Annotated in this window: 24 protein-coding genes; 18 read left to right on the top strand and 6 right to left on the bottom strand. The window is 67.2% G+C overall.

The annotated features are described in order from the left end of the window. Positions 1-7 precede the first annotated feature (7 nt). The 4 genes from TMO_RS09870 (at position 8) to TMO_RS09855 (ending at position 3,397) form a co-directional block, all read left to right on the top strand. Positions 8-787, top strand: a complete 780-nt coding sequence (locus TMO_RS09870) for a type III pantothenate kinase (protein ID WP_014745479.1) — start codon at positions 8-10, stop codon at positions 785-787. After that, a complete protein-coding gene (locus tag TMO_RS09865; RefSeq protein WP_051045357.1) occupies positions 784-2,484 on the top strand; it encodes a ribonuclease J in 1,701 nt (566 codons plus the stop codon). The genes TMO_RS09870 and TMO_RS09865 overlap by 4 nt, the downstream gene beginning before the upstream one ends. Positions 2,485-2,648: 164 nt before the next feature. Next, positions 2,649-3,053, top strand: a complete 405-nt coding sequence (gene mce, locus TMO_RS09860; RefSeq protein ID WP_014745477.1) for a methylmalonyl-CoA epimerase — start codon at positions 2,649-2,651, stop codon at positions 3,051-3,053. Positions 3,054-3,157: 104 nt separating this feature from the next. After that, positions 3,158-3,397, top strand: coding sequence for a DUF1467 family protein (locus TMO_RS09855; protein WP_014745476.1), 240 nt, complete (start codon positions 3,158-3,160; stop codon positions 3,395-3,397). Positions 3,398-3,403: 6 nt separating this feature from the next. Here the strand turns inward: TMO_RS09855 and TMO_RS09850 are convergent, their stop codons facing one another. Together TMO_RS09850 and TMO_RS09845 are read right to left on the bottom strand one after the other, a co-directional pair. Next, positions 3,404-4,063, bottom strand: a complete 660-nt coding sequence (locus TMO_RS09850) for a LysE family translocator (RefSeq protein WP_014745475.1) — start codon at positions 4,061-4,063, stop codon at positions 3,404-3,406. A 71-nt stretch (positions 4,064-4,134) separates the two neighbouring features. Further along, positions 4,135-5,016: a LysR substrate-binding domain-containing protein gene (locus tag TMO_RS09845; protein WP_014745474.1), complete on the bottom strand. Its 882-nt coding sequence runs from the start codon at positions 5,014-5,016 to the stop codon at positions 4,135-4,137. A 118-nt stretch (positions 5,017-5,134) separates the two neighbouring features. On the opposite strand from TMO_RS09845, the gene TMO_RS09840 reads away from it, so the two are divergent. Next, a complete protein-coding gene (locus TMO_RS09840; RefSeq protein WP_014745473.1) occupies positions 5,135-6,148 on the top strand; it encodes a zinc-dependent alcohol dehydrogenase family protein in 1,014 nt (337 codons plus the stop codon). A 27-nt stretch (positions 6,149-6,175) separates the two neighbouring features. On the opposite strand, the gene TMO_RS09835 is transcribed toward TMO_RS09840, so the two are convergent. Further along, on the bottom strand, positions 6,176-7,363 hold the full coding sequence (locus TMO_RS09835; protein WP_014745472.1) for an MFS transporter: 1,188 nt from the start codon (positions 7,361-7,363) through the stop codon (positions 6,176-6,178). A 154-nt stretch (positions 7,364-7,517) separates the two neighbouring features. Between TMO_RS09835 and TMO_RS09830 the strand changes: the two genes are divergently transcribed. Next, positions 7,518-8,306, top strand: a complete 789-nt coding sequence (locus TMO_RS09830; protein WP_014745471.1) for an AraC family transcriptional regulator — start codon at positions 7,518-7,520, stop codon at positions 8,304-8,306. A gap of 556 nt (positions 8,307-8,862) precedes the next feature. On the opposite strand, the gene TMO_RS09825 is transcribed toward TMO_RS09830, so the two are convergent. Then, entirely contained in the window at positions 8,863-10,155 is a 1,293-nt protein-coding gene (locus TMO_RS09825; RefSeq protein ID WP_014745470.1) for an NCS2 family permease, read from the bottom strand. Positions 10,156-10,450: 295 nt separating this feature from the next. Between TMO_RS09825 and TMO_RS09820 the strand changes: the two genes are divergently transcribed. Then, positions 10,451-10,816 carry a hypothetical protein gene (locus tag TMO_RS09820; RefSeq protein ID WP_051045356.1) on the top strand — a complete coding sequence of 122 codons (366 nt, stop codon included), beginning with the start codon at positions 10,451-10,453 and terminating at the stop codon, positions 10,814-10,816. A 13-nt stretch (positions 10,817-10,829) separates the two neighbouring features. Here the strand turns inward: TMO_RS09820 and TMO_RS29350 are convergent, their stop codons facing one another. Then, complete coding sequence (locus tag TMO_RS29350; protein ID WP_228382311.1) at positions 10,830-11,801, bottom strand: protein-L-isoaspartate O-methyltransferase family protein; 972 nt, start codon at positions 11,799-11,801, stop codon at positions 10,830-10,832. Between TMO_RS29350 and TMO_RS32150 the strand changes: the two genes are divergently transcribed. The 7 genes from TMO_RS32150 (at position 11,730) to TMO_RS09785 (ending at position 18,205) form a co-directional block, all read left to right on the top strand. Continuing rightward, entirely contained in the window at positions 11,730-12,155 is a 426-nt protein-coding gene (locus TMO_RS32150; RefSeq protein WP_228382333.1) for a hypothetical protein, read from the top strand. The genes TMO_RS29350 and TMO_RS32150 overlap by 72 nt on opposite strands. 94 nt (positions 12,156-12,249) lie before the next feature. Beyond that, on the top strand, positions 12,250-13,497 hold the full coding sequence (locus tag TMO_RS09810) for a lipoprotein-releasing ABC transporter permease subunit (protein WP_014745467.1): 1,248 nt from the start codon (positions 12,250-12,252) through the stop codon (positions 13,495-13,497). After that, positions 13,490-14,173, top strand: a complete 684-nt coding sequence (locus TMO_RS09805; protein WP_014745466.1) for an ABC transporter ATP-binding protein — start codon at positions 13,490-13,492, stop codon at positions 14,171-14,173. Before TMO_RS09810 ends, TMO_RS09805 begins: the two co-directional genes overlap by 8 nt. A gap of 47 nt (positions 14,174-14,220) precedes the next feature. Then, positions 14,221-14,850 (top strand): gamma carbonic anhydrase family protein, encoded by a 630-nt coding sequence (locus TMO_RS09800; RefSeq protein WP_014745465.1) that lies wholly within the window; start codon positions 14,221-14,223, stop codon positions 14,848-14,850. A gap of 137 nt (positions 14,851-14,987) precedes the next feature. Further along, the gene (locus TMO_RS09795) at positions 14,988-16,037 is read left to right on the top strand and encodes a YeiH family protein (protein WP_014745464.1); all 1,050 of its coding nucleotides are present in this window, start codon (positions 14,988-14,990) and stop codon (positions 16,035-16,037) included. A gap of 66 nt (positions 16,038-16,103) precedes the next feature. Then, positions 16,104-17,330: a multidrug effflux MFS transporter gene (locus tag TMO_RS09790; RefSeq protein ID WP_014745463.1), complete on the top strand. Its 1,227-nt coding sequence runs from the start codon at positions 16,104-16,106 to the stop codon at positions 17,328-17,330. Further along, the gene (locus TMO_RS09785) at positions 17,327-18,205 is read left to right on the top strand and encodes a LysR family transcriptional regulator (protein WP_014745462.1); all 879 of its coding nucleotides are present in this window, start codon (positions 17,327-17,329) and stop codon (positions 18,203-18,205) included. The genes TMO_RS09790 and TMO_RS09785 overlap by 4 nt, the downstream gene beginning before the upstream one ends. A 59-nt stretch (positions 18,206-18,264) precedes the next feature. Here the strand turns inward: TMO_RS09785 and TMO_RS09780 are convergent, their stop codons facing one another. Beyond that, positions 18,265-20,067 carry a PHA/PHB synthase family protein gene (locus TMO_RS09780; RefSeq protein ID WP_014745461.1) on the bottom strand — a complete coding sequence of 601 codons (1,803 nt, stop codon included), beginning with the start codon at positions 20,065-20,067 and terminating at the stop codon, positions 18,265-18,267. A gap of 60 nt (positions 20,068-20,127) precedes the next feature. Here TMO_RS09780 and TMO_RS29345 point away from each other — a divergent pair, with 60 nt between their 5' ends. The 4 genes from TMO_RS29345 to glpX all read left to right on the top strand — a co-directional run bounded on the left by TMO_RS29345 (position 20,128) and on the right by glpX (position 24,756). Beyond that, positions 20,128-20,793, top strand: coding sequence for a hypothetical protein (locus TMO_RS29345; RefSeq protein WP_145978107.1), 666 nt, complete (start codon positions 20,128-20,130; stop codon positions 20,791-20,793). A 172-nt stretch (positions 20,794-20,965) separates the two neighbouring features. Further along, positions 20,966-22,192 carry an LL-diaminopimelate aminotransferase gene (locus tag TMO_RS09775; protein WP_014745460.1) on the top strand — a complete coding sequence of 409 codons (1,227 nt, stop codon included), beginning with the start codon at positions 20,966-20,968 and terminating at the stop codon, positions 22,190-22,192. Further along, complete coding sequence (locus TMO_RS09770; protein ID WP_014745459.1) at positions 22,189-23,517, top strand: homoserine dehydrogenase; 1,329 nt, start codon at positions 22,189-22,191, stop codon at positions 23,515-23,517. The genes TMO_RS09775 and TMO_RS09770 overlap by 4 nt, the downstream gene beginning before the upstream one ends. A gap of 261 nt (positions 23,518-23,778) precedes the next feature. After that, entirely contained in the window at positions 23,779-24,756 is a 978-nt protein-coding gene (gene glpX, locus TMO_RS09765) for a class II fructose-bisphosphatase (protein ID WP_014745458.1), read from the top strand. The last annotated feature ends 32 nt before the right edge of the window (positions 24,757-24,788 follow it).

Below are 24,788 nucleotides of genomic sequence, written 5' to 3'. Positions count from 1 at the left end.
CACGCCCATGCTGCTCACCATCGATGTCGGCAACACCAATACGGTGTTTGCGGTTCATGACGGCGATGGCTGGCGCGGGCAATGGCGGGCGAGCACCGACGGCCGGCGCACGGCGGATGAATACGCCGTCTGGCTGCTGCAGCTGTTCGCGCTCGAGGGGCTGACCGTCGACGACGTCCATGCGGTGATCATTTCGTCGGTGGTGCCGCAGACCAAGTTTTCGCTTCGGCAGCTGTGCCTGAAGTATTTCCGCTCCGAGCCGATGATGATCGGCGATCCCGAGGTCAATCTCGGGCTTCGGATCGATATGGACCGCCCGCGTGAAGTGGGCGCCGACCGCCTGGTGAACGCCATCGCCGCCCACAAGATCTATGGCGGCGACCTGATCGTGATCGACTTCGGCACCGCGACCACCTTCGATGTGGTCGGCGCCGACGGCTCCTATCAGGGTGGCGTGATCGCACCGGGCATCAACCTGTCACTGGAGGCGCTGCACCGCGCCGCCGCGAAACTGCCGAGGATCGCCGTGGAACGCACGGAGAAGGTCATCGGCAAGGATACCGTGCCGGCAATGCAGGCCGGCGTCTTCTGGGGGTATGTCGGGCTGATCGAAGGTCTGGTGCGCCGGATCGTCGATGAATACGGCAAGCCGATGACGGTGATCGCCACCGGCGGACTCGCCCCCATCTTCTTCAACGCGACCGATGCGATCCAGCATGCCGACCCGGATATCACCCTGGTCGGCCTGCTGGAGATCCACCGGCTCAACATTTCCGAGAAGGCATGACACGACAGAAGGATGACGCGCTACCCCCGACCGTGAGGATCGAGCCGGGCGAGGAATTGCTGTTTCTGCCGCTGGGCGGGGCTAACGAGATCGGGATGAATCTCAATCTCTATGGCTGCCGCGGCAGTTGGGTTGTGGTCGATTTCGGCCTGGGCTTTGCCGATGACCGGCTGCCCGGTGTGGATGTCGTCCTGCCCGACATCGCATTCCTCGAAGCCCGGCGCGACGCGATCGCGGCAATCGTGCTGACCCACGCCCACGAGGACCATCTGGGCGCGGTTCCCTATCTCTGGCGGCGGCTGCGGCTGCCGATCTACGCCACGCCTTTTGCCGCCGCCGTGGTGCGCGCGAAGCTGAAGGAAAACGGCGTTTCTGAGCGCGAACTCGACATCACCGAAATTCCGCTCGGCGGCCGCCTGCAACTGGGGCCGTTCGACATGGAATTCGTGTCGCTGACCCATTCGATCCCCGAGCCGAATGCGATTGCGATCCGCACGCCCTTCGGCACGGTGATGCATACCGGCGACTGGAAGATCGACCCGGAACCCCTGGTCGGCGATGTGACCGACGAGGACCGGCTGCGTGAAATCGGCGAGGAAGGCGTCCTCGCCATGGTCTGCGACTCGACCAACGTATTCCGCGAAGCGGATGCAGGGTCGGAAGCCGATGTGCGCGCCAAGCTGGGCGATCTGGTCAAGGGGCGCAAGGGGCAGGTCTTCGTGGCCACCTTCGCGTCCAACATCGCCCGGGTCGAGACGGTGGTGAAGGCCGCGGCGGATGCCGGGCGTAAGGTGGTGGTTCTGGGCCGCGGCCTTGACCGGATGATCCGGGCGGCGACCGAGACCGGCTATCTGGATATCGCCGATCTTCTTGCCAGCGATCGCGAGGCAGACCGGCTGCCGGCCGAGCGTCTGCTCTATCTGGTGACGGGTTGCCAGGGGGAACCCAATGCGGCGCTTGCCCGCATCGCCCGGGGCGAGCATCCGGCGGCGGATCTGCGCGAGGGCGACACCGTTCTGCTGTCCTCGCGCCAGATCCCCGGCAATGAGCGCAAGATCGGCCGGTTGCTGAACCAGCTGGCCCGTCAGGGCGCCGAGGTGATCACCGAGCGTGATGCCGATATCCATGTCTCCGGCCATGGCGGCCGCGACGAGTTGGCCCGGATGTATCGCTGGGTGAAGCCGCGCATCGCCGTGCCGGTGCATGGCGAACCCCGCCATCTGATCGAGCATGTCGCGCTGGCCCGCAGCCTGCAGGTGCCCGAGGCGGTGACGGTGGAGAACGGTGCGCTGGTACGCCTGGCACCGGGGACGCCGGGGCGGATCGCGAAGATCGCCAGCGGCTATCTGATCGCCGACGGCACCGAGGTGTTGCCCGCCGATGGCGAGGTGATCCGCGCCCGCAAGCGCATGCTCTACGAGGGGGCCGCCTTCGCCACCGTGGTCGTCGACCAGTATGGCGAGTTGAAGGCGGATCCGCGGGTGGCGCTGCCGGGTGTATCCGACCCCGATGACGACGAGGACAGCCTGGCCGCCGATCTGGTCGAGGATCTGGCCGAGGCGATCGACGGGCTGGATGACGACGAGGTGCTGAAGGACGAGCGCATCCACGAGGTCGCCCGACTGGCCCTGCGTCGCCGGCTCAGGACCCGTCGTGGCAAGAAGCCCTTGATCGACGTGCATGTCGTGCGAATCTAGGTCATTATGTTGCGTTGCGGCCGGACAGGACGCAACGCAACAACGGCCTTCCGTCCGCCCCCGCGATATCCGCAGCCGGGGGCGGGCGAATACCGGGTGCAATCAATAGCAAGAACGGGTGCCGGCAAGCGGTTCCGGCCCCATCGTGAGGAGACACAGAGCCGATGATCGGACGCCTCAACCACGTGGCCATCGTCGTCCCCGATATCGAGGCGGCGGCGAACCTGTACCGGAACACTTTCGGCGCCACCGTTTCGGCCGCCAAGGATCAGCCGGCCCATGGCGTGACCACCGTCTTCGTGCGTCTCGACAACACCGCGATCGAACTGCTGCATCCGCTGGGCGAGGACAGCCCGGTGGCCAGGTTCCTGGAGCGCAACCCGTCCGGCGGCGTACACCATGTGTGCTACGAGGTCGAGGACATCTATGCCGCGCGCGACAAGCTGAAGGCCGACGGCATGCGGGTTCTGGGCGATGGCGAGCCGAAGATCGGCGCCCATGACAAGCCGATCCTGTTCCTGCACCCCAAGGACACCAACGGCACGCTGGTCGAGCTGGAGCAGGTCTGAGCGGTCGTCCGGTCAGATCCGGGTTTTGTGCGACGCCCGCCGGTCCGATGCGCCCGGCGGGCGTCGTGCATCATAATCCTTGCACATACGGGAGCCCTCGCCCGATGCAGAGCTGGTTCACCGCCGCCCTGGTCTATGTCATCGTCTGGTGGCTGTTGTTCTTCATGGTCCTGCCGATCGGCGTGCGCCACGACCGGAAGGATGAGCACGCCGAGGCATCGGGCGCACCGCGCAATCCGCGCATGTGGATCAAGGCGGGCGCCACCAGCCTGGTCGCCATTGCCGTCACCTATGGCATCGACCAGCTGATCCGGTCGGGCATGCTGGCCGGGCTGGTACAGTAGCCCGGCTCAGACGCTGCGCAGCAGCGCCAGCCGCAGCCCCAGCGCCATCAGTGCCCCGCCCGTCAGGCGGTCGATCCAGGGGCCAACCCTAAGCAGGCGGCGGCGGATGCCGGGGCTGCCGATGAAGCAGGCGACGCTGCCGAACCACAGAAGTTCCACCGCAACCATGGTCGCGCCATAGAGGATCTTCACCGGCTCGGGCGTTGCCGGGTCGATGATCTGGGTGAACAGCGCCAGAAAGAAGATCGAGACCTTGGGGTTGAGCAGATTGGTGGCGAGCCCGGCCATCATCGAGGCGCGGTAGCTGCGCGGCTCGACCGTGGTCTCGGCTGCCATGCCGGCGGCCACGATCGGCGAATGGCGCGAGAACAGGGCCTTGGCGCCGATCCAGATCAGGAAGGCGGCACCCGCCCAGCGCAGCACGTCATAGGCCCAGGGTGTGCTCGCGATCAGCACCGTGATGCCGACGAGGCCGAAGGTCGCGTGCACGGCATTGCCGCAGGCGAGGCCGGTTGCAACCGCAAAACCGTGGGCGCGGCCGCGGGTCAGCGTGGTGCGCATGGTGATGATCAGATTGGGCCCGGGCGACATCGCCCCCAGCATGCCGATGCCGAAAATCGCAGCCCAGGCCAGGAACAGGCCGTCGGGCAGGGTGTTGCTGACCATGGGAAGCGCTCATCCGTCGCGGAAATCGCCACACATGATCGGGCAGGGCGGGGGCCTGCGCAAGCCCCGGCCTAGGCCGCACATCGCCCGGGAAGCAGGGCGCGCAGCCGCTCGGCCACGAAGCCGGTGAAGGACTGGGCCAGAGCCGGCGGCGCCTTGGCCTCCCCGAAGACGGCGAGTTCCACCTCGCCCAGCGGCGGGAAGCCGTGTTCGTCGGTCAAGAGCCTGAGCCCGGCGGGCACGGTCGAGTCGCAGAGCACGCCGATGCCGAGGCCGGCCGTCACCGCGGCCGAGACGCCGGACACGCTTTCCGAGGTATAGACCACCCGCCAGCGCCGCAGCCGCTGGTCGAGGGCCTCGATCGCCCGGGCGCGAAAAATGCAAGGCGCGGGCAGGGTGCAGAGCGGCAGCGGTGCTTCGGCATCGATCCGGAAATCGGCGGCCGCCACCCAGCGCAGCGGCTCGGTCATCAGCACCCGGCCGCGGTCGACGCCGGCATCACGGTTGGCGATCACCAGATCCACCGTGCCCCGGTCCAGTGCCTCCATCAGGCTTGAGCCCATGGCGGCGCGAACCTCTACCCGCACCCGCGGATGGGCACGGGCGAAGGCCGAAAGCACCGCCGGCAGATGGCGGGGCACGAAGTATTCCGCAACCCCGATGCGCAGCTCCCCCTCCGCCTCGGGTTCCGAAAAGCGGCGCAGGGTTTCGTCGTGCAGCGCCAGCATGCGCCGGGCATAGCCCAGCAGCAATTCGCCATCGGCGGTCAGCGCCAGCGACCGGCTGGTGCGGGCAAAGACCCGCCGGCCCAGAATCTCTTCCAGCCGGCGGATCTTGACGCTGATCGCCGATTGCGTGCGGCCAAGCCGTTCACCAGCCGTGGTGAAACCGCCGGTCTCCGCCACCGCCAGAAAGCTGCGCAGCAGATCGACATCCAGATCGGGCTGGCTCATCACCCACCATCCATGAAGAAATGTGTTTCTTAGGATTGAGACTATTCATTTCCATCATGAATCGCGCCGCGCTTCAATGCGGTTCTACACAATGCCCCTCATTCCGGAGACCGACAGGATGACCACGATCCCGCGCGAAATGTCCGCCGCCGTGCTGCACGGCTTCGGCGATCCCGACAATCTGAAGCCCGGCCGGGTGCCGGTGCAGCCGCCGCGCCACGGCGAGGTGCTGGTGAAGATCCACGCCGCCAGCGTCAACCCGGTCGACTGGAAGATCCGCCGCAACGGTCCGCCGATGGCGCCGGCCCTGCCGGGCATCCAGGGCTGCGACATGGCCGGCGAAATCGTGGCGCTGGGTGAGGGCGTCACGGGCTTCGCGGTCGGTGACCGGGTGTTCGGTTCGCCGGGCGGTGTAAAGACCGTCGACGGCACCTATGCCGAATACATGCGTGCCGATGCCCGGCTGATCGCCCGCATGCCGGCCGGGTTGGGGTTCCGCGAGGCGGCCGCCCTGCCGCTGGTCTCCATCACCGCCTGGGAAGGGCTGATCGACCGGGCGCGGGTGCAGCCGGGCGAACGGGTGCTGATCCATGGCGGTGCCGGCGGTGTCGGGCATGTCGCGATCCAGATCGCCAAGGCGGCCGGCGCCCATGTCACCACCACGATCTCGTCGCCCGAGAAGGCCGCGATCGCCCGCGATCTGGGTGCCGACGAGACGGTGAACTATCGCGAGGAGAGCGTCGAGGCCTATGTCGGCCGGTTGACCGGCGGCCGCGGCTTCGACGTGGTCATGGATGCGACCGGGGGTAAGGATCTCGTGACGTCTTTCGCCGGTGCACGGATCAACGGCCGTGTGGTCACGATCGTGTCCCAGTTCCCGGCCGATCTGACCCTGATGCATCTGAAGGGGCTGGATCTGCATGTGGTGTTCATGATCATCCCCGTGCTGCACGATGTGGGGCGTGAACATCATGGCGAGATCATGCGCCGGATCGCGGCCCTGGTCGACAGCGGGCGGATGAGGCCGCTGCTCGATCCGGCGCGCTTCGATCTGGCCCATGCTGCCGATGCCCAGGCCCATCTGGAAGAAGGGCGGGCGACGGGCAAGGTGGTGATCGACGTGGCCGGCTGAGCCGCTGCACGGTCGACCGATGCGGGATCACTCGGCGGCGGCCATCGCCGGCTGCCGCCGGGGCCGGCCCGGGAAGACCAGGGCGCCGGCGAAGACCGCACCGCCGAAAGCGGCGAGCACCGGGAACAGCCCTGCAAAGCCCGAGCCGTGATCATGCATGAAGGCGACCAGCGGCACCGCGCAGGCGCTGGCCCCGAACGAGACCAGATAGCGCACGGCATAGGCCCGGGCCCGCCAGCGGTCGGCGGTATAATGGGCGACCATGCCGTCATTGATGGTCACCTGGCCAAAGATCGCGAACATCATCACCACCGCAAGCGGCAGCAGCACCCAGCCGCCGGTGGTGGCGGCCAGCAGCAGGCAGGGCGCCTGCAGGGCGGCGAGCGGCACGAAGACCGCCCGCAGGCTGTAGCGGTCGATCAGCCGGCCGACGATCAGCTGCGAGGTGGCGCCGAGCACGAATACCAGACAGGTAAGGGCACCCACGCCCAGCGGCGTGGAGACGAGATCGGCGAGCCGTTCGGTGAAGAGCTGCGGCATGACGATGGTGGTGGCGTTGAACACCAGCCCGCCGGCGATGGTGACCACGGCCAGAATGGCGAAGGCGCGGACCATCACACTGCGCGGAATCGGCCCGGCGGAGGCCTTGGTCTTGGGGGCCGGGGCCGGCCGGTCCGGCACCAGCAGCAGGAAGGCCACCCCCACCGCCATCACCAGAACGCCGGGAATGATGAACGCCGCACGCCACCCCAGATACTGGGTGATGCCGCCGGTGATCAGCGCCGCAAAGGCGACCCCCAGATTGCCGAACACGCCGTTGACGCCGATTTCATGGCCCAGCCGGTCGGCATGGGCGGTGAGCATCGCCGTGCCGACCGGGTGGTAGATGGCGGCGAACAGGCCAATCAGGGTCAACCCGGCGGCGATGCCCGTGGGGCCCGAGGCGAAGCCGGTCAGGATTGCCGCGGTCCCGATGCCGAAGAAGAACACCGCCATCATGTTGCGCCGGCTCCAGACATCGCCCAGCCAGCCGGCGGGGAGCGAGCCGGCGCCGAAGGCGATGAAGCCGCCGAGCGACAGGGTAAGCAGCTCGCCATAGGACATGTCGAAACTGGCGGTCATGCCGATCACCGCGGTCGGGAAGATCAGCATGAACATGTGGTCGACCACATGGGCGACGTTGATGAAACTGATGACGCGGCGGGCGTGGGTCATGGCGGCGGTCCGGCGGCGCGGGGTGGCAAGGGAGCAGGGATACCGGGCTTCCCGGCGATCTGGTTTCAGTCTAAGGTCGACCGATAGGCGATGTCTGGTCGAAGATCGTCGAGAATCGGACAGGACGCCATCGCCTGATAGGGAGGGCAGGGGCATGCGCAGCACCGACGCGGCCGACTATCAGCACGTCACCCGGCCGGTGGCGGCGATGGCCAAGGAACTGACGCCGGGCACGGTCATTCCGCCGCATATCCACCCGCGTGGCCAGCTGCTTCATGCTGCGGCCGGGGTTATGGAGATCACTGCGGCCGACGGCATCTGGCTGGTGCCGCCGATGCGCGGGCTGTGGGTCCCGCCCGGGGTGGAGCATTCGGTTCGGATGATCGGGCCGGTGTCGATGCGCACGGTCTATGTGGCGCCCGAGCCGGCGAAGCGGCTGCCCGCTGCCTGTACCGTGATCGAGGTCACGACCCTGCTGCGCGAGCTGATCCTGGCGGCCGTGGCCGAGCCCGTGGACTATGCAGATGGTAGTCGCGGCGAGGCGGTGGCGGCCCTGATTCTTCATGAATTGCAGGCGCCGCGCACCCTGCCGCTGCATCTGCCCTGGCCGCGCGATCCGCGGCTTCAACGCCTGTGCCGGCGGGTTCTGGACGATCCGGGGGAAGATGCGGGCTTTGAACGGCTGGCGGAAAGCGCCGGCGCCAGCACCCGGACGCTCGCCCGCGCCTTCGCGCGTGAGACCGGTATGGGCTTCCTGCGCTGGCGCCAGCAGGCACGGCTGGTCGAAGCGGTCTCGCTGCTGTCGCAGGGCATGCCGGTGGCCATGGTTGCAGCCCGTCTCGGCTATGACAGCCCGAGCGCGTTCACCGCCATGTTCCGGCGGATGCTGGGCACCACGCCCCAGCGATATGCGGCACGCGACAGCCGGTCCGAGGGCGACTGACGGGTGACCGCTCCTGCGCAAAAAAAAAGACCGTGCAAGCACGGCCTTGATCGAAGATTCCGCTTGGTGCTGATCACCACGTCCGATTCGACGGCAACCGATCGGCGTAGCTGATTGTTATCATTGTTGTTTTGTGGGCGGCCCGATCGTTGCTGCCGGGACGCCTGAACTCTTTACTCTCCTGGGATCGCCGTGGCTCCTGGCGCCGCGCATTCAACCCGGCGTGGTGGCATCGTGGCCACCGGATGCTCTTGCGGTCGATCCCTCCGGCTTGCGCCGGTTACACCCTCCCTAGACGTTGGGCCGGTTCTGTCTGCCGGTGCCCTTTACGTCGGCAAGGGGAGAGTACGCAGGAATGTGACGTCCGTCACCAGTTTTTTGCATGTGTGCGGTGCAAAAAACGCAAAAATCGTCAGGTCATTACAAAAACGGGGGAAATCGGGCAAGCTTCGAACCGTGCGGATCCGTGCGATGGTGCGGTGCACATTCGGGTTCCGACATATGAAAACGGCGACGCACCATGTGGAGCATCGCCGTTTTTAGTGTTATCAGAAGGTTATCCGATGAAGGCGAACTTCAGCACGAAGACCACGGCCAGCACCCAGACGGCGATCGAGACATCGCGGGCCCGGCCGGCCAGCAGCTTGATCGCGGCATAGGAGATGAAGCCGAGGGCGATGCCGTTGGCGATGGAGTAGGTGAGCGGCATGCTGATCGCCGCCAGCACACCCGGTGCCACCTCGGTCATGTCGTCCCAGTCGAGTTCGGCCAGGCCGCGCGCCATCAGCAGAGCCACGAAGAGCAGGGCGGGTGCGGTGGCATAGGCCGGCACCGAGCCCGCCAGCGGCGAGAAGAACAGGGCGACCAGGAACAGGATCGCGACCACCACCGCGGTCAGACCGCTGCGGCCGCCGGCATTGATGCCCGATGCGCTTTCGATATAGCTGGTGACGGTGGAGGTGCCGAAGACGGCGCCGACCATGGTGGCGCCGCTGTCGGCCAGCAGGGCCTTGCCGATGCGGGGCAGCTTGCCGTCCTTGTCGAGCAGGCCGCCGCGATGGGCGACACCGACCAGCGTGCCGGCGGTGTCGAACATGTCGACGAACAGGAAGGCGAAGATCACGCCGAACATACCGGCCTCGAAGGCCCCGGCGATGTCGAGTTCGAAGAAGGTGGGCGCGATCGACGGCGGCGCGCTGACGATGCCCTGCGCCTGGTTCAGGCCGAGCAGGATCGACAGGATGGTCACCAGCAGAATGCCGATGATGATGCTGCCGGTGATGTTGCGATAGTGCAGGGCGCAGATCACGAAGAAGCCGAGGGCTGCGAGCAGCACGGTGGGCTGGCCGATGTCACCCAGCGTCAGCAGGGTCGCCGGATGGTCGACGATGACCTTGGCGTTCTCGAGCGCGATGATCGCGAGGAACAGGCCGATACCTGCCGAGATCGACAGCTTCAGCGTCATCGGGATCGAGTTGATGATGTATTCCCGGACCTTGAGCAGGGCCAGGATGAAGAACACCGCGCCCGAGATGAACACCGCACCCAGGGCCTGGTTCCAGGTGTAGCCCATCTCCATCACGACCGTGAAGGTGAAGAAGGCGTTCAGACCCATGCCCGGTGCCAGAGCCACGGGATAGTTGGCATAAAGGCCCATGATCAGCGAGCCGACCGCCGCGGCCACGCAGGTGGCGACGAAAACCGAGCCCTGATCCATGCCGGTGTTGGCGAGGATCACCGGATTGACGAAGATGATATAGGCCATGGTCAGGAAGGTCGTCACGCCTGCGACGACTTCCCGGCGGACCGTGGTGCCGAGCTGATCGAGCTGGAAATAGGTTTTGAGCATTCCCGCAAGCTCCTGGACGGGTAAGGCAATGCCGATTGGGAAGACCGATCCGATGCTCCGGCGGCGGGGCTGCACACAAGCCGCACAGGGCCTGCGTCAGCGGCCCCGGGGGTCGCTTCGGTTTCTGTCGTTGTCGAGGGCGCCGCGACCGGAGGGACGTCACGGACCCGGTCGGCGGGCGACCGGACGTGCGGCGGGGATCGGCGCGATTGTCCTTCTCGGCTTATACACCGGCGCGGTGGCGGCTGGCGAGCATGCTACGGCACCGATCCGCATCGATGGCACGGGTCGTGGCGTGACCGTCACGGTCGACCGGGCCTTTTGCAACCGCCTGACCGTCCACAGGCCGGATGCCGACGTGACCTATCAGCCGGGCGTCGACGTCGATGGAAACCCCGTCGCACCTGCCGATCTGGACGGCGGCTACGGGGCGCGCGCGGCCGAACGCGCCCTCGGCCGCGGCATCACCATCGATCTGGGGCTGCCGCTCGAACGCTTCGGCTATTTCAAGGACCAGCCGCTGGGCGCGGCCGAGGTCGATCTCGGCCAGGTGACGATCGCGGCCGACGGCACGGTCACCTGGAATGGGGAGCGGCTGGACGATCCTGCCCAGAATGCGATTGCGGCGGCCTGCGCGCGGCTGGAGCGGGAGGGGCGATGAAAATGTCGGGTTACTACAGCCGTTCGGCGGGCGGGCGCAGCCACCACCAGAAATCGAGCGGGCCCCGGCGCTTGCGATAAGCGTGGTGTGAGACCGGAGACGTCCCTCGGGCGGCAGTGATGCCGAGGCCGAAAGCATAACCCGTCGGCCCGTCCTGTGCCGTCCATCGCGCCAGATGGTCGAAGAGCGCATCGCGTGTGCTCTCGTCGCCATAAGCGATCACCTGGCCTGCGCGCCAGAGGGTGGCGGATCCGGCGGACTTGTCCACCAGACCGAAACCATGCCTCTCCGGATCACCGAACAGGGATGGCGGCCCGTCACCCGGGCCGAGCCGCCAGGCGCGGAAGCGCGGCTCCAGCTTTGACATCCAGGCGGTAAAGGCGAGCGCCGGCGGCATCATTCGATCCGGTATCGGTTGGCCGAAGTCGAGCGATCGTGGCCGCCCGGTTTCGCCAAGCCGGGCGATGTCGGGGTCTGCGGTCAGGCGAGGCATGAGAAGATTTTCATCCGCGCCATCGCGACCGGTCAGCGGCACGAAACGGCAGAGGCGTGTCAGGCGCGACACCAGCGCCGGACCGCGCCGCTCCAAAACGTGAATCTCTTCTGACAAGCCTTTGTTACGAATTGGAAGAACGGCGAGCCCGTCTTCCGTGAGCAGGCTGAGAATCCTGGTCGGCAGCTGCCAGGCCGAGGCGGTCATGATGATGCGGTCGAAGGGGCCCGGGCCGGCGGCTGCGAGGCCGTCACCTGCGACGGCGATCGCATTGGTTGCTCCCGCCGCGGCAAGATTGCGGGCGGCCAGAGCCTGCAGAGCGGGGTTGATCTCCACGCCCACCACCGTTCCATCCGGCCCGGCGGCGTGCGCGAGGATCGCGAGCAGCCAGCCGGTGCCGCAGCCGATTTCCAGCACCCGATGACCGGGCCGGACGTCCAGCAACTCGGCCAGATGGAAAATGAAGCCCGGCTCGGAGCAGGAGGCAGGCAGGGAGATACCGTGCTCGTCGACGTAACAGAGCGGGCGGTCGTGATAGGCGCCCTCTGGAAAGCCGGCATCACCCGGGGCGCGTGCCGGCCCCTCAGGCTGATCCGCCGGGCGGTAGCGCGGCAGAAAGAGGTGGCGAGGATGGCGCCGGAACGCCTCGATCAGGGCCGGGCGCGGCGGTGCCGGCCGTCCGCGCACCGGCACATAGCTCTCTATTCTGTGCAGCAGCCCGTTCTGCAGGGCGTCAAGCCGAAGATCCTGTGGCATCGTCACCCGCTCCGCTCGCAGGGGATCCTGGAATCATGGACCGGTTTCCGGCCCCGATCCCGTGACGATGTCGTGATCCGCTCTGCATGACGGGGCATTTGGTTGCACCGTGGCCGGGCTGTGCCTAAAGTCGGCCCGCACGCATCCTTCCCATCCCCTCGATCCTCTGGCCAACGGAACCCGCATGTTCAGGACAGTCGAGCGTCTTCTCGCCTTCCGCTATCTCAGAGCCCGGCGGAAGGAAGGGTTCATCTCGGTCATCGCCGGCTTTTCGCTTCTGGGCATTGCGCTCGGCGTGGGCACGCTGATCGTGGTGCTGGCGGTGATGAAGGGCTTCCGCGACCAGCTGGTCGACCGGATCCTGGGCCTCAACGGTCATATGACCGTGTTCAGTGCCTCGGGGCGCGGCATCCAGGATTATGGCGGAATCGCTGCCGATCTGGAAAAGGCCCAGGTGGTCGTCCGCGCCCTGCCGATGGTCGAAGGCCAGGTGCTGGCGAGCGGGCCCGACGATGCCCGCGGCGCACTGGTGCGCGGCTTCACCCGCGAAAGCCTTGAGCGCAAGACCCTGATCGCGAACAACATCCGGGCCGGCAGCCTTGAGGATTTCCAGGGCAAGGGCGTGCTGATCGGCACCCGCATGGCCCAGCGCCTGGGGCTCCGGCTTGGCGACGAGCTGAACCTGATCTCGCCACGCACCGTGGCGACGCCGTTCGGCGGCATGCCCCGGCAGGTGAGTTTTCCGGTGGTCGGCCTCTTTGAAGTGGGCATGTTCGAATTCGACAGCTCGCTGGTCTTCATGCCCTTCGACACCGCTCAGGCCTTCTTCCAGACCGGGGATGCGGCGACCGCGATCGAGGTCGACGTCACCGACCCGCAGAACGTCAAGGCGATCCGGGGCGAGATCGGATCGATCATCGCCGACCGCGGCGTGGTGCTGACCGACTGGCAACAGACCAACTCGACCCTGGTCGGCGCGCTCGACGTCGAGCGCAATGTGATGTTCCTGATCCTGACCCTGATTATTCTGATCGCTGCCTTCAACATCATCTCGGGCATGGTGATGCTGGTGAAGGACAAGTCGCGGGACATCGCCATCCTGCGCACCATGGGGGCCACACGGGGCATGATCCTCAGGATCTTCATGATGACCGGCGCCTCGATCGGCATCGTCGGCACCTTCATCGGCTTCGTGCTGGGGCTTGCCTTCGCGACCAATATCGAAAGCATCCGCCAGGCGCTGCAGGCACTGACCGGCACGCAGCTGTTTTCGGCCGAGATCTACTTCCTGTCGAAACTGCCGGCGGATGTGGTCTGGTCGGATGTGGTGAGCGTGGTCGGCCTGTCGCTGGTGCTGTCTTTCCTGGCGACGCTTTATCCGGCGTGGCGCGCTGCCCGCCTCGATCCCGTGGAGGCGCTGCGCTATGAGTGAGCCCGTCCTGATCCTGGAACGCCTGGTCCGCCGTTTCGAACAGGGCGGCCAGGTGCTGGAGGTGCTGCGCGGCATCGATTTCCGCCTGCATCCGGGCGAGATGGTCGGTCTGATCGGCCCCTCGGGTGCCGGCAAGTCGACCCTGCTGCACGCCGCCGGCCTGCTGGAGCGGCCCGATGGCGGCCGGGTGGTGATCGACGGCACCGATGCCGGCCGTGCCGATGACGGCGTGCGCACCCGGCTGCGCCGCGCGACCATCGGCTTCGTCTATCAGTTCCATCATCTGCTGCCCGAGTTCTCGGCGATCGAGAATGTGATGATGCCGCAGCTGCTGGCGGGGCAGGGGCGGTCCAGGGCCCGTGCCCGCGCGGCTGAGCTGCTGGATCTGATGGGGCTGTCTGCCCGCGCCGATCATCGCCCGGCGCGGCTGTCGGGGGGCGAGCAGCAGCGGGTGGCGATCGCCCGCGCGCTGGCCAACCGGCCCCGCCTGCTGCTGGCCGACGAGCCGACCGGCAATCTGGATCCCGAAACGGCGGAACGGGTGTTCGGCCTGCTGGTTTCCGCTGCACGGGATCAGGGCGTGGCGGCGCTGATCGCCACCCACAATCCTGAACTCGCCGCCCGCATGGACCGTCGGGTGCGGCTGGATCAGGGGCGACTGGATCACGTCGCCTGAGGGTGATCCGCCAGCCTTTTTCAGAAGAAGAACAAGGGACTGACGTCATGTCTTCGACCGAACTCACCATCACCCCGCCGGCCGATCCGGTGCCGGCGGCGGAACTTGCCGCGCGCTTCCCCGGTGCGATCATCCTGCCCTTCGACGGCATCTGGCCCAAGATCGACGCCAGTTGTTACGTGGCGCCGGGTGCGGTGGTGGTGGGCCAGGTGGAGATCGGGCCCGAGAGCAGCATCTGGTATGGCTGCGTGCTGCGTGGCGATGTAAACCATATCCATATCGGCCGCGGCACCAATCTTCAGGACGGCACCATCGTCCATGTCAGCCGTCTGGCGCATCCGACGCTGATCGGCGACGACGTCACCATCGGCCATCGCGCGATGATCCATGCCTGCACCCTGATGAGCGGTGCCTTCGTAGGCATGAGCGCCACCGTGCTGGACGGTGCCGTAGTCGAAGGGGGCGCCATCGTCGGCGCGGGGGCGCTGGTCGGCAATGACAAGCGGGTCGTCACCGGCGAGCTTTGGGGCGGTGTACCGGCCAAGAAGCTGCGCGATCTGGGCGAGGAGGGCATGCCCCGGCTTGCGGCCACGGCCCGTCATTATTCGGGGCTTGCCGCGAGCCACCAGGAGATCGCCCGTGAGGTGCTGGGCGCCGCGGTGGTGCCGATATCCTGATCGTTCGCTAAAATCGATCAGAACAAGCTGTATAATTCATTGGAGCGAACGGTCGCCAACGGTCATCTTTCGGTCATGAACCACACCCCGGGAGGTGCAAAAATCACCCCCGGGCAGGACGGACCGGAGATCACGCCATGGCGAGCCTTCCCACCACTGAAACCGCAGGAGCCCTGCCACGGCTTGCGGCGAAACTGCCGGGGCTGGCGCTGGCCGGCGTGATCGGCGGCACGGCGATCCTGATGGTTCGCGCCTCGGGCATGCAGGCGGTGAGCCCGGTGCTGGTCGCGATCGGACTGGGGCTTGTCCTGCGCGCGGTGATCGGCCGGGCGCCTGCCGTGGCGGCCCCCGGTCTGGCGGTCGCCTCCAAGCCGCTGATGCGCCTTGGCGTGGCGCTGCTCGGGCTTCAGGTCACCGCCGGCGACATCCTGGGGCTTGGCCTCGACGGTATTCTGGCCGCGCTGGCGGCCCTGAGCGTGACGCTGTCGCTGGCCCGGCCGCTGGGCCGGCTGGTGGGCGTGGAGCCGCGACTGGCCACTGTGATCGGCGGCGGCACGGCGATCTGCGGTGCCTCGGCGGCGGCGGCCGTCGGCTCGGCCGTGCGGGCCCGCGATGACGAGATCGCCTATGCGGTGGGCGTGGTCACGCTGTTCGGGACGGCGGTGATGGCCCTCTGGCCGCTGCTCGGCACGGCGCTCGGCCTCGACGACCGCGCCTACGGCCTCTGGATCGGTGCCTCGGTGCACGAGGTGGCGCAGGTGGTGGCGGCCGGCTTCCAGCACGGCACGGCCGCCGGTGAAGTTTCGGTCATTGCCAAGCTCGCCCGTGTCGCCATGCTGGCCCCGGTGGTCGGCTTGCTGGTCTGGGCGGCAGACCGGGCCGCCCGCCGCGGTGACCACGCGATCGAGGATGCCGAGGCGGCCGCGGCCAAGGTGCCGGTTCCCTGGTTCGCGGTCGGCTTCGTGGCCCTTGCCGGGCTGAACAGCCTGGGCGTGGTGCCGGAAGAGGTCCGTCATGTGTCTGCGGCGGCGACCCCGATCATGCTGACGGTGGCGCTGGCGGCGATCGGCTTCGGCACCGATCTCGGCAAGGTGAAGGCCCGCGGCATCCGCCCGGTGATCCTGGGCCTGATGCTCACCCTGGTGGTCGGCGCCGTGCCGCTGGCCGTGGTCTCGGTGCTCGGCTGATCCGGCCGGCCATCCGACATGCCGAAGCCGTTGCCCCAGGAGGCGGCGTGGCGGCATGATGTCCGGATGACCCCAGCCGTGTCTCCCCCATCCGATCCGACGGCGGCGCCCCCACGGGCGCCGCTCTGGCTTTTGGCGCTGATCACCTTCAGCGGCACCCTCGCCATGCATATCTTCGTGCCAGCCCTCCCCGAGGCAGCGAAGGGACTTGATGCTGCAGCCGGCACGCTGCAACTGACGATCAGCCTGTACATCCTGGGGCTGGCGGTAGGCCAACTGTTTTATGGCCCGCTCTCGGACCGCTTCGGTCGCCGGCCGGTGCTGCTTGGCGGGCTCTGTCTCTATACGCTTTCGGGGATCGCAGCGGCGTTGGCGCCTGGCGCCGGCAGCCTGATCGCCGCCCGGCTGTTCCAGGCCTTCGGTGGCTGTGCGGGGCTCGTGCTGGGCCGTGCCATGGTCCGTGATACCTCGGCACCTGAGGACGCCGCCCGGCGACTTGCCCTCATGAACCTGATGGTAACGCTGGGGCCGGGCTTCGCGCCGCTGATCGGCGGCCTGCTGGTATCGGCCGCCGGCTGGCGATCGGTGCTCTATGCACTGGTCGTGATCGGGTTTGCCAATCTCGTCTGTGCCTGGCGACTGCTGCCCGAAACCGGCCGGCGGGCGGGGGCGGCCGCCGGAGGTTCGGTTCTCAGGCATTATCGCCGCCTCTTCGCCTCTCGGGCCTTCCTCGGCTACGCCATCGGCGGCGGCTGTGCCACCACGTCGATGTATGCATTCATTGCTGCGGCGCCCTTTATCATGACCGGCGAACTGCACCGGCCGCCACACGAGGTGGGAATCTATCTTGGCATTCTGATCTCGGGTGTCTGGCTTGGCAGCATGGCTGCCAGCCGACTGATCGGACGCGTGTCGATCGACCGGCTGATGGTGCGCGCCAATCTGTTGAGCGTGGCGGGCGCGCTGGTCTTTCTGGCGACGACGCTGTCGGGCATGATGAGCGTGACGGCGACGGTCGGGGCGATGTTCGTTTTTACCCTTGGGGTCGGCATGGCGGCACCGGCGGCATTGACCAAAGCAATCGGGGTCGATCCGAGGATCATCGGCTCGGCCTCCGGCCTCTACGGCTTCACCCAGATGGCGGTGGGGGCGCTCTGCACGTCTCTGGCCGGACTGGGCAGCCAGCCGGCACTTGCAGCGGCGCTGGTGCTGGCGGCAGCGGGGCTGGTCGGGCAGATCGCCTTCGCCATCGCACTTGGCCATGAACGCCGCCGGGCGGTGACGGCGCCATGACCCTCGAACAGCTTAGAATCTTCGTCGCGGTGGCCGAGCATGCCCATGTGACCCGGGCGGCGCGGGCGCTGAATCTGACCCAGTCGACGGTTTCGGCTGCAATTGCGGCGCTGGAGGCCCGTCACGGGGTGGCGTTGTTCCACCGGGTCGGGCGCGGCATCGAACTGGCGGAGACCGGCCGGATCTTCCTGGAAGAGGCCCGTGCAGTGCTTGCCCGGGCCGCGGCTGCCGAACAGGCCCTGGCCGATCTTGCCGGCAATCCGCGTGGCCGGCTGCGCATTCACGCCAGCCAGACGGTCGCCAATTACTGGCTGCCTGCGCGGCTGATCGGCTTCATGGCCGATTTCCCGGCGGTCGCCGTCGAGATCGCAATCGGTAACACTGCCGAGGTCGCGGCAGCGGTCAGGGCCGGAACCGCCGATCTGGGCTTCGTCGAGGGGCCGGTCGAGGATCCGTCGCTGTCGGAACGGCTTCTGCCCGGCGACCGGCTGATGCTGGTGGTGGGGGCAGGCCATCCCTGGGCGGCGCTGCCGCGTGTGGCCCCCGGCCAGTTGGCGGAAACCCCCTGGGTGCTGCGCGAACGGGGGTCCGGCACACGCGCCGAGTTCGAGGTGGCACTCGCCGGCCTGGGCGTGGATCCCGACACCCTGAATGTGGTGCTGGAGCTGCCCTCGAACGAATCGGTGCGGGCGGCGGTGGAGGCCGGGGCGGGGGCGACCGCGCTCTCCGCTCTGGTGGTCGCGGGCGGGCTGGCGCTCGGCAGCCTGCGCAGCCCCGTGCTCGACCTGCCGCAGCGGGCATTTCACCTGCTGTTGCATCGCGAGCGCTATCTGGGGCGGGCGGCCAGGGCCTTTCTGGAGACCGTCACCGCCTGAAACGGAACCGGCGGTTCCTCCTGGGGAGAAACCGCCGGGATCTTCGTCAGAGGCTCGGGTCAGTCACGCATCTTCACATAGCTGCCGGGGGCATCTTCGATCACTCCCAGAACCTCGCCCGGGGTGCGGGCCGGCACTTGCGCGCCGCCCAGGCGCTTGATCCATTTCGCCCAGTCGACCCACCACGAGCCGGCATGTTTCTCGGCGCCGGCGAACCAGGCCTCCGGATCGGCAGGCAGATCCTTGTTGGTCCAGTAGTTGTACTTGTTGGCCGCCGGCGGGTTGATCACGCCGGCGATATGGCCCGAGGCGCCCAGCACGAAGCGGGTGTTGCCCGAATAGAGCTGGGTGGCGCGATAGGTCGATTTCCACGGCGCGATATGGTCCTGCTGCGCCGACAGGATGTAGACCGGGATGTCGATCTGTCTGAGGTCGATGGGCACGCCGCGCATGGTGATGCCGCCCGGCTCCACCAGCTTGTTCTCGCGGTACATATGCCGCAGATAGAAGCTGTGCATCGCCGCCGGCATGCGGGTGGCGTCGCTGTTCCAGTAGAGCAGATCGAAGGGGAAGGGATCCTTGCCCAGCAGGTAGTTGTTGACCACGAAGCTCCAGATCAGGTCGTTGGACCGGAGCATGTTGAACGCGGTCGCCATCTTCCGGCCTTCGAGATAACCCTTCTTCGACATGACCTTTTCCAGGTTGCCGATCTGGGCCTCGTCGACGAAGACCTTGATGTCGCCGGCGTCACGGAAGTCGGTGAGGGTGGTGAAGAAGGTGGCGCTCTTGACCCGCTTGTCGCCCTGCGCCTTCAGATAGGACAGCGTGGTGGCGAGCAGCGTGCCGCCGATGCAGTAGCCGATGACGTTGACCTCGGCCACGCCGCTTTCTTCGGTCACCTTGTCGAGAGCGGTGATCAGACCTTCCACCATATAGTCTTCGAAGGTCTTCTTCGCCATCTCCTCGTCCGGGTTCACCCACGAGACCACGAAGACGGTGTGGCCCTGTTCGACCGCAAAGCGGATGAACGAGTTCTTGGGCTGAAGGTCGAGGATGTAGAACTTGTTGATCCATGGCGGCACGATCAGCAGCGGCCGCTTGTGCACGGTCTCGGTGGTGGGCGTGTACTGCAGGATCTGCATCAGCCCGTTCTGGAACACCACCTTGCCCGGTGCGGTCGCGACGTTGCGGCCCAGCTCGAAAGCCTTCTCGTCGGTCATGGAGATGCGCAGCTCGCCGCCGCCCTTCTCCATGTCGCGGATCATGTTGTTGAGGCCGCGGACCAGATTCTCGCCCTTGCTCTCGATCGTCGCCCGCAGCACTTCGGGGTTGGTGGTGACGAAATTCGACGGCGCCATCGCATCGACGAACTGACGGGTGTAGAAGTCGATCTTGCGGGCTTCGTCGGGGTCCATGCCCTGGACACCGTGCACGGTGTTCAGAATCCAGCGGGCGGTGAGCAGGTAGGACTGCTTGATGAAGTCGAAGAGCTGGTTCTCGCTCCAGTCCTTGTCCTTGAACCGCTTGTCGGACGGCTCGGGCGCAATGACCGGCTTCGCCTCGCCGCCGGCCATGCGGCTGGCGGTGGATTGCCAGAGATTGAGATAATCCTGCCAGAGCGCAGCCTGGGCCTCGACCAGACGGGCCGGGTTCTCCATCATGCGCTCGGTGAGATGGGTGAAAGCGGTGGTGAGGTTCAGGGGATCGGCGGGAGCGGACGTGTCCAGGCCTTCGTTCCGCGACAGAAAATCGCGGATGATCTGCTGGCTGCGCTCGGCAACCTCGCGCATGTTGCGTGCGAAGGCGTCGGCGTCGTCACGGCTGCCGGTGCTGCTTCCCCGGTCGGCTCCTTGCTCGGCCATCCTTACGTCCCTTATAGTTGCGCCGCCACAGTCGGCGATCGGTGGTACTGCGAGGTCGAGGTGAAGGCCATGATACGGGTGCAGGCGGCGGGGCTCAACGCTGCCTCGGTGGGGATGCGACGGAATTTCGCGGGACGCGCGGGCGGCGGCATGGCCGTGGCCGTCGTGTTCGCGCTCGCCCTCGGCGCCTGTGCCGAAGGGCCCGGCGCCGGCACCGATCCCGATATCCGGGCTGCCCGCGCGGAATTTGCGGCGGCGCCGTTCCCGACCCTGAATTCGGTGCCGGCCAAGGCACCGCCGGTGACCCCGCTTGCCGAACGGACCGAAATCCGCCAGGACCTGGCGAGTGACCAGGCCCGTGCCGGCCAGGCGATCGCCGAGGCTGCCGCCGCCGCTGCTGCGGTGGCGAACCGCCCCGAGGCGCCGCGGCCCGGGCTTTCGGTGGGCCGGATCGGTTTCGCCCCTGGTAGCGCCGCGATCGATGATGCCGCGGCGGCCGAACTGCGCGCCGCCTGGCGCATCGCCGCAGCCCGGGACGAAAGCCTGGCGCTCGTCGCCGGAACCGATCAGGGAACGGCGCTGGCCACCGCGCGGCTGGAGGCCGCATCCCGTCGTCTCGCCGAGATGGGGGCGCCCGCCACCCGGATCGCGCGGATCCAGGCGCCGGCAGGCTCGATGGCCCCGGATTTTGAAATTTTCATCGCACCCACCGGGGGCATCCGCTAAAAAGCGAAAATTTTCCCCTGTAGCGGACGACGGGCGCCGTGCGGGGGCGGCGCCCCGGCGCCGACGCATCCCGCGCCCGGAGACGTTCGAACCTCCCTTGCGGGCGACGGAAGTTCCGCCACCTGCTTCACCTGGTCTCCAAGCTGCGAGACGATCGACGGGAAGTGGTCCCATGGCAGACGAATTCGCGCGGATCCGGCGGCTGCCGCCGTATGTCTTCGCCGAAGTCAACCAGATGAAGGCCCGGCTGCGCGCAGCCGGCCGTGACATCATCGATCTCGGCATGGGCAATCCCGACACCCCGACGCCGGCCCATATCGTCGACAAGCTGGTCGAGGCAGTGCGCGATCCGAAGACGCATCGCTATTCCCAGTCGCGCGGCATTCCGGGCCTCCGCCGGGCGGCGTCGAGCTATTACCGCCGCCGCTTCGGGGTGGAGATCGACCCCGAGACCGAGGTGGTGGTGACCATCGGCTCGAAAGAGGGGCTCGCCAATCTCGCCTCGGCGATCACCACGCCGGGCGACGTGATCCTGGTCCCCAATCCGAGCTATCCGATCCATCCCTACGGCTTCGTGATCGCCGGCGCCAATATCCGCCATGTGCCCCATGGCCCCGGCTATGATTTCCTGGCCGAGCTGGAATATGCCGTGCGCCACACCTCGCCCAAGCCGGTGGCCATGGTGCTGAACTATCCGGGCAACCCGACCTCCGAGGTGATCGACGTCGCCCAGTATGAAAAGCTGGTCGCCTTCGCCCGCCGCCACGAGATGTACATCCTTTCGGACCTCGCCTATGCCGAGGTCTATTTCGACGGCGTGCCGCCGCCCTCGATCCTGTCGGTGCCGGGCGCGCGCGATCTGGCGGTGGAGTTCACCAGCCTCAGCAAGACCTACAACATGGCCGGCTGGCGCGTGGGCTTTGCCGCCGGCAACCGGCGTCTCATCCAGGCGCTGGCCAAGATCAAGTCCTATCTCGACTATGGCCAGTTCACCCCGGTTCAGGTGGCGGGTGCCGCGGCGCTGAACGGTCCGCAGGACTGCGTCGAGGAGATGCGGACGCTCTATCGCGAGCGTCGCGACGTGCTGGTCGAAGGCCTGCACGGCATCGGCTGGCCGGTGCCGACGCCGAAGGCTTCGATGTTCTGCTGGGCGCCGATCCCCGACGAGTTCAAGCATCTGGGCTCGCTCGAATTCTCCAAGCTGCTGCTCGCCCGCGCCGATGTCGCGGTGTCTCCGGGCATCGGCTTCGGTGAATATGGCGACGGCTATGTCCGCATCGCCATGGTCGAGAACAAGCACCGCATCCGTCAGGCGGTGCGCAACATCAAGCGGTTCTTCAAGGAATACCGTGAAGAACAGGCCCTGAAACCTGCCGAAGCACTCGAGGAAGTCCGATGAACGCCAGTCCCCTCTCCGCCGCCTCCGGGCATGCCGTGCCGCTCCGCGTGGGTGTGGCCGGCCTGGGTACCGTGGGCGTCGGGGTCATCGAGATCCTGCGCAACCAGGCGGCGCTGATCGCCGCCCGTGCCGGACGGCCGATCGAGGTGACCGCGGTCTCGGCGCGTGATCGCAGCCGGGATCGCGGCGTCGATCTGGCAGGCCTGGGCTGGGAAGATGACGCCGTGGCACTGGCCCGGCGCGATGACGTCGATGTGGTCGTCGAACTGATCGGCGGCGCAGAGGGGACGGCGCTGGATCTTGCCCGTGCCGCTTTCTCAGGCGGCAAGTCCTTCGTGACCGCCAACAAGGCCATGATCGCAGCCCATGGCCCCGAGCTTGCGGCAGCCGCCGAGGAAAGCGGTCTGGCGCTGGCCTTCGAGGCGGCGGTCGCCGGCGGTATTCCGATCCTGAAGGCACTGCGCGAAGGTCTGGCCGGCAATGCGGTCGGCCGGGTCTACGGCATCCTGAACGGCACCTGCAACTACATCCTGACCGAGATGCGGACCACCGGTCGCGACTTCTCGGACGTGCTGGCCCAGGCCCAGGCGCTGGGCTATGCCGAGGCCGATCCGACCTTCGACGTCGACGGCATCGACACCGCCCACAAGCTGGCGATCCTGGCGGCGCTGGCCTTCGGTGGCCGGCCCGATATCGATGCGATCCATGTCGAGGGCATCCGCCACGTCACCATCGACGACATCCGCTTTGCCGAGGAGCTGGGCTTCCGGATCAAGCTGCTGGGGGTGGCGCGGATGACCGGGCAGGGGCTTGAACAGCGGGTGCATCCCTGCATGGTGCCGCTGTCGGCGCCGATCGCCCATGTCGAAGGCGTGTTCAACGCCGTGGTCGCCGAAGGCGATGCCGTGGGCGGCACGATGTTCCAGGGTCGCGGTGCCGGCCGCGGCCCCACGGCCTCGGCGGTGGTGGCCGATCTGATCGACATTGCCCGCGGCCATGCAGGCCCAGCCTTCTCGGTGCCGGCCCTGGCGCTGGGTGCGCCGGCCGCGGCGCCGATCGATGCCCATGTCGGTGCCTTCTATATCCGTCTGATGGTGCTGGATCAGCCGGGGGTTCTGGCCGATGTGGCACGTGCCTTCGCCACCGAGCAGGTCTCGCTCGAAAGCCTGATCCAGCGCGGGCGCAGCGAGGTGGAGGCGGTGCCGGTGGTGCTGACCACCCATGCCACCTCCGAGGCGGCGCTGCGCCGGGCGCTCGACACCATCGCCGCCCTGCCGGCGGTGATCGAGCCGCCGCGGATGATCCGGATCGAAAACAGCCTCTGATCCAGGCGACGAGCGAGGAAACGGGTGGGACAGGCTGCATGTCCCGCCCGTTTTCCATCTTCGGGGTGTCCATCCCCCGATTCAGCCTCTGGCGCCGGAGGCGCTTCGGGCTTAGGGTATCGCCGGAGTGGGATGACATCCGTCGTCGGCGCGACCCGGCCGCAATCTGGCTGTCCGGAACCTTGATGATTCCGGGCGGTCGTTGCGTTATTTTCCCCCGCGGGTTTCAGACCGACGCTGAACGGCTACAAGACGAGAGCGATGATCACTTACAGCATGGATCGCAACCTGGCCCTCGAGGCCGTGCGTGTCACCGAATTCGCCGCGCTGGCCTGCGCCAAGATGATCGGCAAGGGTGACGAGAAGGCCGCCGATCAGGCCGCCGTGGACGCGATGCGCCGCGCGCTCAACAGCCTCGAAATCGATGGCACGGTTGTGATCGGTGAGGGCGAGCGCGACGAAGCCCCGATGCTGTACATCGGCGAGAAGGTCGGCACCGGCAAGGGGCCCAAGGTCGATATCGCCCTTGACCCGCTGGAAGGCACCACCATCTGCGCCACCGGCGGCCCCAACGCACTTGCGGTTCTGGCCATGGCCGAAGAGGGCAAGTTCCTGAACGCGCCCGACGTCTATATGGACAAGATCGCCGTCGGCGGCGGCCTGCCCGAGGGTGTGGTGAGCCTCGAGAACACGGTCGAAGAGAATCTGAAGAGCCTGGCCAAGGCCAAGGGCGTCGAGATTTCCGACCTGACCGCCTGCATCCTCAACCGTCCGCGCCATGCCGAACTGATTGCCAAGGTTCGCGAAGCGGGTGTGCGCATCCAGCTGATCGGCGATGGTGACGTGGCCGGCGTGATCGCGACCGCGCGTCCCGATACCGGCATCGACATCTATATGGGTTCGGGCGGTGCGCCGGAAGGCGTGCTGGCGGCGGCGGCGCTGCGCGCCATCGGCGGCCAGATGCAGGGCAAGCTGCTGTTCCGCAATGACGACGAGCGCGGCCGTGCCCATCGCCTGGGCATCACCGACCTCAACCGGATCTACAACCTGCTGGATCTGGCCTCGGGCGATGTGATCTTCTCGGCCACCGGTGTCACCGACGGCTCGATGCTGCGCGGCGTGCATCGCGTGGGCGTGAACCACTGGTCGACCCAGAGCCTGATCATGCGGTCCAAGACCGGCACCGTCCGGGTGATCTCGGCCGAGCATAATTTCGGCCGCAAGACCGCCTTCGACTGATCCGGCCGCTCTCTCCGAGCGACCCTCCTTCT

It is taken from the genome of Tistrella mobilis KA081020-065 (assembly GCF_000264455.2).
Taxonomy (GTDB): domain Bacteria; phylum Pseudomonadota; class Alphaproteobacteria; order Tistrellales; family Tistrellaceae; genus Tistrella; species Tistrella mobilis.
Note: the sequence above shows the minus strand (reverse complement) of the source record. Positions and strands in the feature narration are given on the sequence as shown.

Coding starts and splice junctions, on each gene's coding strand:
- TMO_RS09835 (WP_014745472.1), bottom strand. CDS start 7,363: ATGACCCACGCCCGCCGCGTCATCAGTTTCATCAACGTCGCCCATGTG.
- TMO_RS09785 (WP_014745462.1), top strand. CDS start 17,327: ATGACCCTCGAACAGCTTAGAATCTTCGTCGCGGTGGCCGAGCATGCC.
- TMO_RS09790 (WP_014745463.1), top strand. CDS start 16,104: ATGACCCCAGCCGTGTCTCCCCCATCCGATCCGACGGCGGCGCCCCCA.
- mce (WP_014745477.1), top strand. CDS start 2,649: ATGATCGGACGCCTCAACCACGTGGCCATCGTCGTCCCCGATATCGAG.
- TMO_RS09770 (WP_014745459.1), top strand. CDS start 22,189: ATGAACGCCAGTCCCCTCTCCGCCGCCTCCGGGCATGCCGTGCCGCTC.
- TMO_RS09870 (WP_014745479.1), top strand. CDS start 8: ATGCTGCTCACCATCGATGTCGGCAACACCAATACGGTGTTTGCGGTT.
- TMO_RS09780 (WP_014745461.1), bottom strand. CDS start 20,067: ATGGCCGAGCAAGGAGCCGACCGGGGAAGCAGCACCGGCAGCCGTGAC.
- TMO_RS09795 (WP_014745464.1), top strand. CDS start 14,988: ATGGCGAGCCTTCCCACCACTGAAACCGCAGGAGCCCTGCCACGGCTT.
- TMO_RS09810 (WP_014745467.1), top strand. CDS start 12,250: ATGTTCAGGACAGTCGAGCGTCTTCTCGCCTTCCGCTATCTCAGAGCC.
- TMO_RS09805 (WP_014745466.1), top strand. CDS start 13,490: ATGAGTGAGCCCGTCCTGATCCTGGAACGCCTGGTCCGCCGTTTCGAA.
- TMO_RS09845 (WP_014745474.1), bottom strand. CDS start 5,016: ATGAGCCAGCCCGATCTGGATGTCGATCTGCTGCGCAGCTTTCTGGCG.
- TMO_RS09840 (WP_014745473.1), top strand. CDS start 5,135: ATGACCACGATCCCGCGCGAAATGTCCGCCGCCGTGCTGCACGGCTTC.
- TMO_RS09775 (WP_014745460.1), top strand. CDS start 20,966: ATGGCAGACGAATTCGCGCGGATCCGGCGGCTGCCGCCGTATGTCTTC.
- TMO_RS09855 (WP_014745476.1), top strand. CDS start 3,158: ATGCAGAGCTGGTTCACCGCCGCCCTGGTCTATGTCATCGTCTGGTGG.
- TMO_RS09800 (WP_014745465.1), top strand. CDS start 14,221: ATGTCTTCGACCGAACTCACCATCACCCCGCCGGCCGATCCGGTGCCG.
- TMO_RS09825 (WP_014745470.1), bottom strand. CDS start 10,155: ATGCTCAAAACCTATTTCCAGCTCGATCAGCTCGGCACCACGGTCCGC.
- TMO_RS09865 (WP_051045357.1), top strand. CDS start 784: ATGACACGACAGAAGGATGACGCGCTACCCCCGACCGTGAGGATCGAG.
- glpX (WP_014745458.1), top strand. CDS start 23,779: ATGATCACTTACAGCATGGATCGCAACCTGGCCCTCGAGGCCGTGCGT.
- TMO_RS09850 (WP_014745475.1), bottom strand. CDS start 4,063: ATGGTCAGCAACACCCTGCCCGACGGCCTGTTCCTGGCCTGGGCTGCG.
- TMO_RS09830 (WP_014745471.1), top strand. CDS start 7,518: ATGCGCAGCACCGACGCGGCCGACTATCAGCACGTCACCCGGCCGGTG.
- TMO_RS32150 (WP_228382333.1), top strand. CDS start 11,730: ATGACCGGGCCGGACGTCCAGCAACTCGGCCAGATGGAAAATGAAGCC.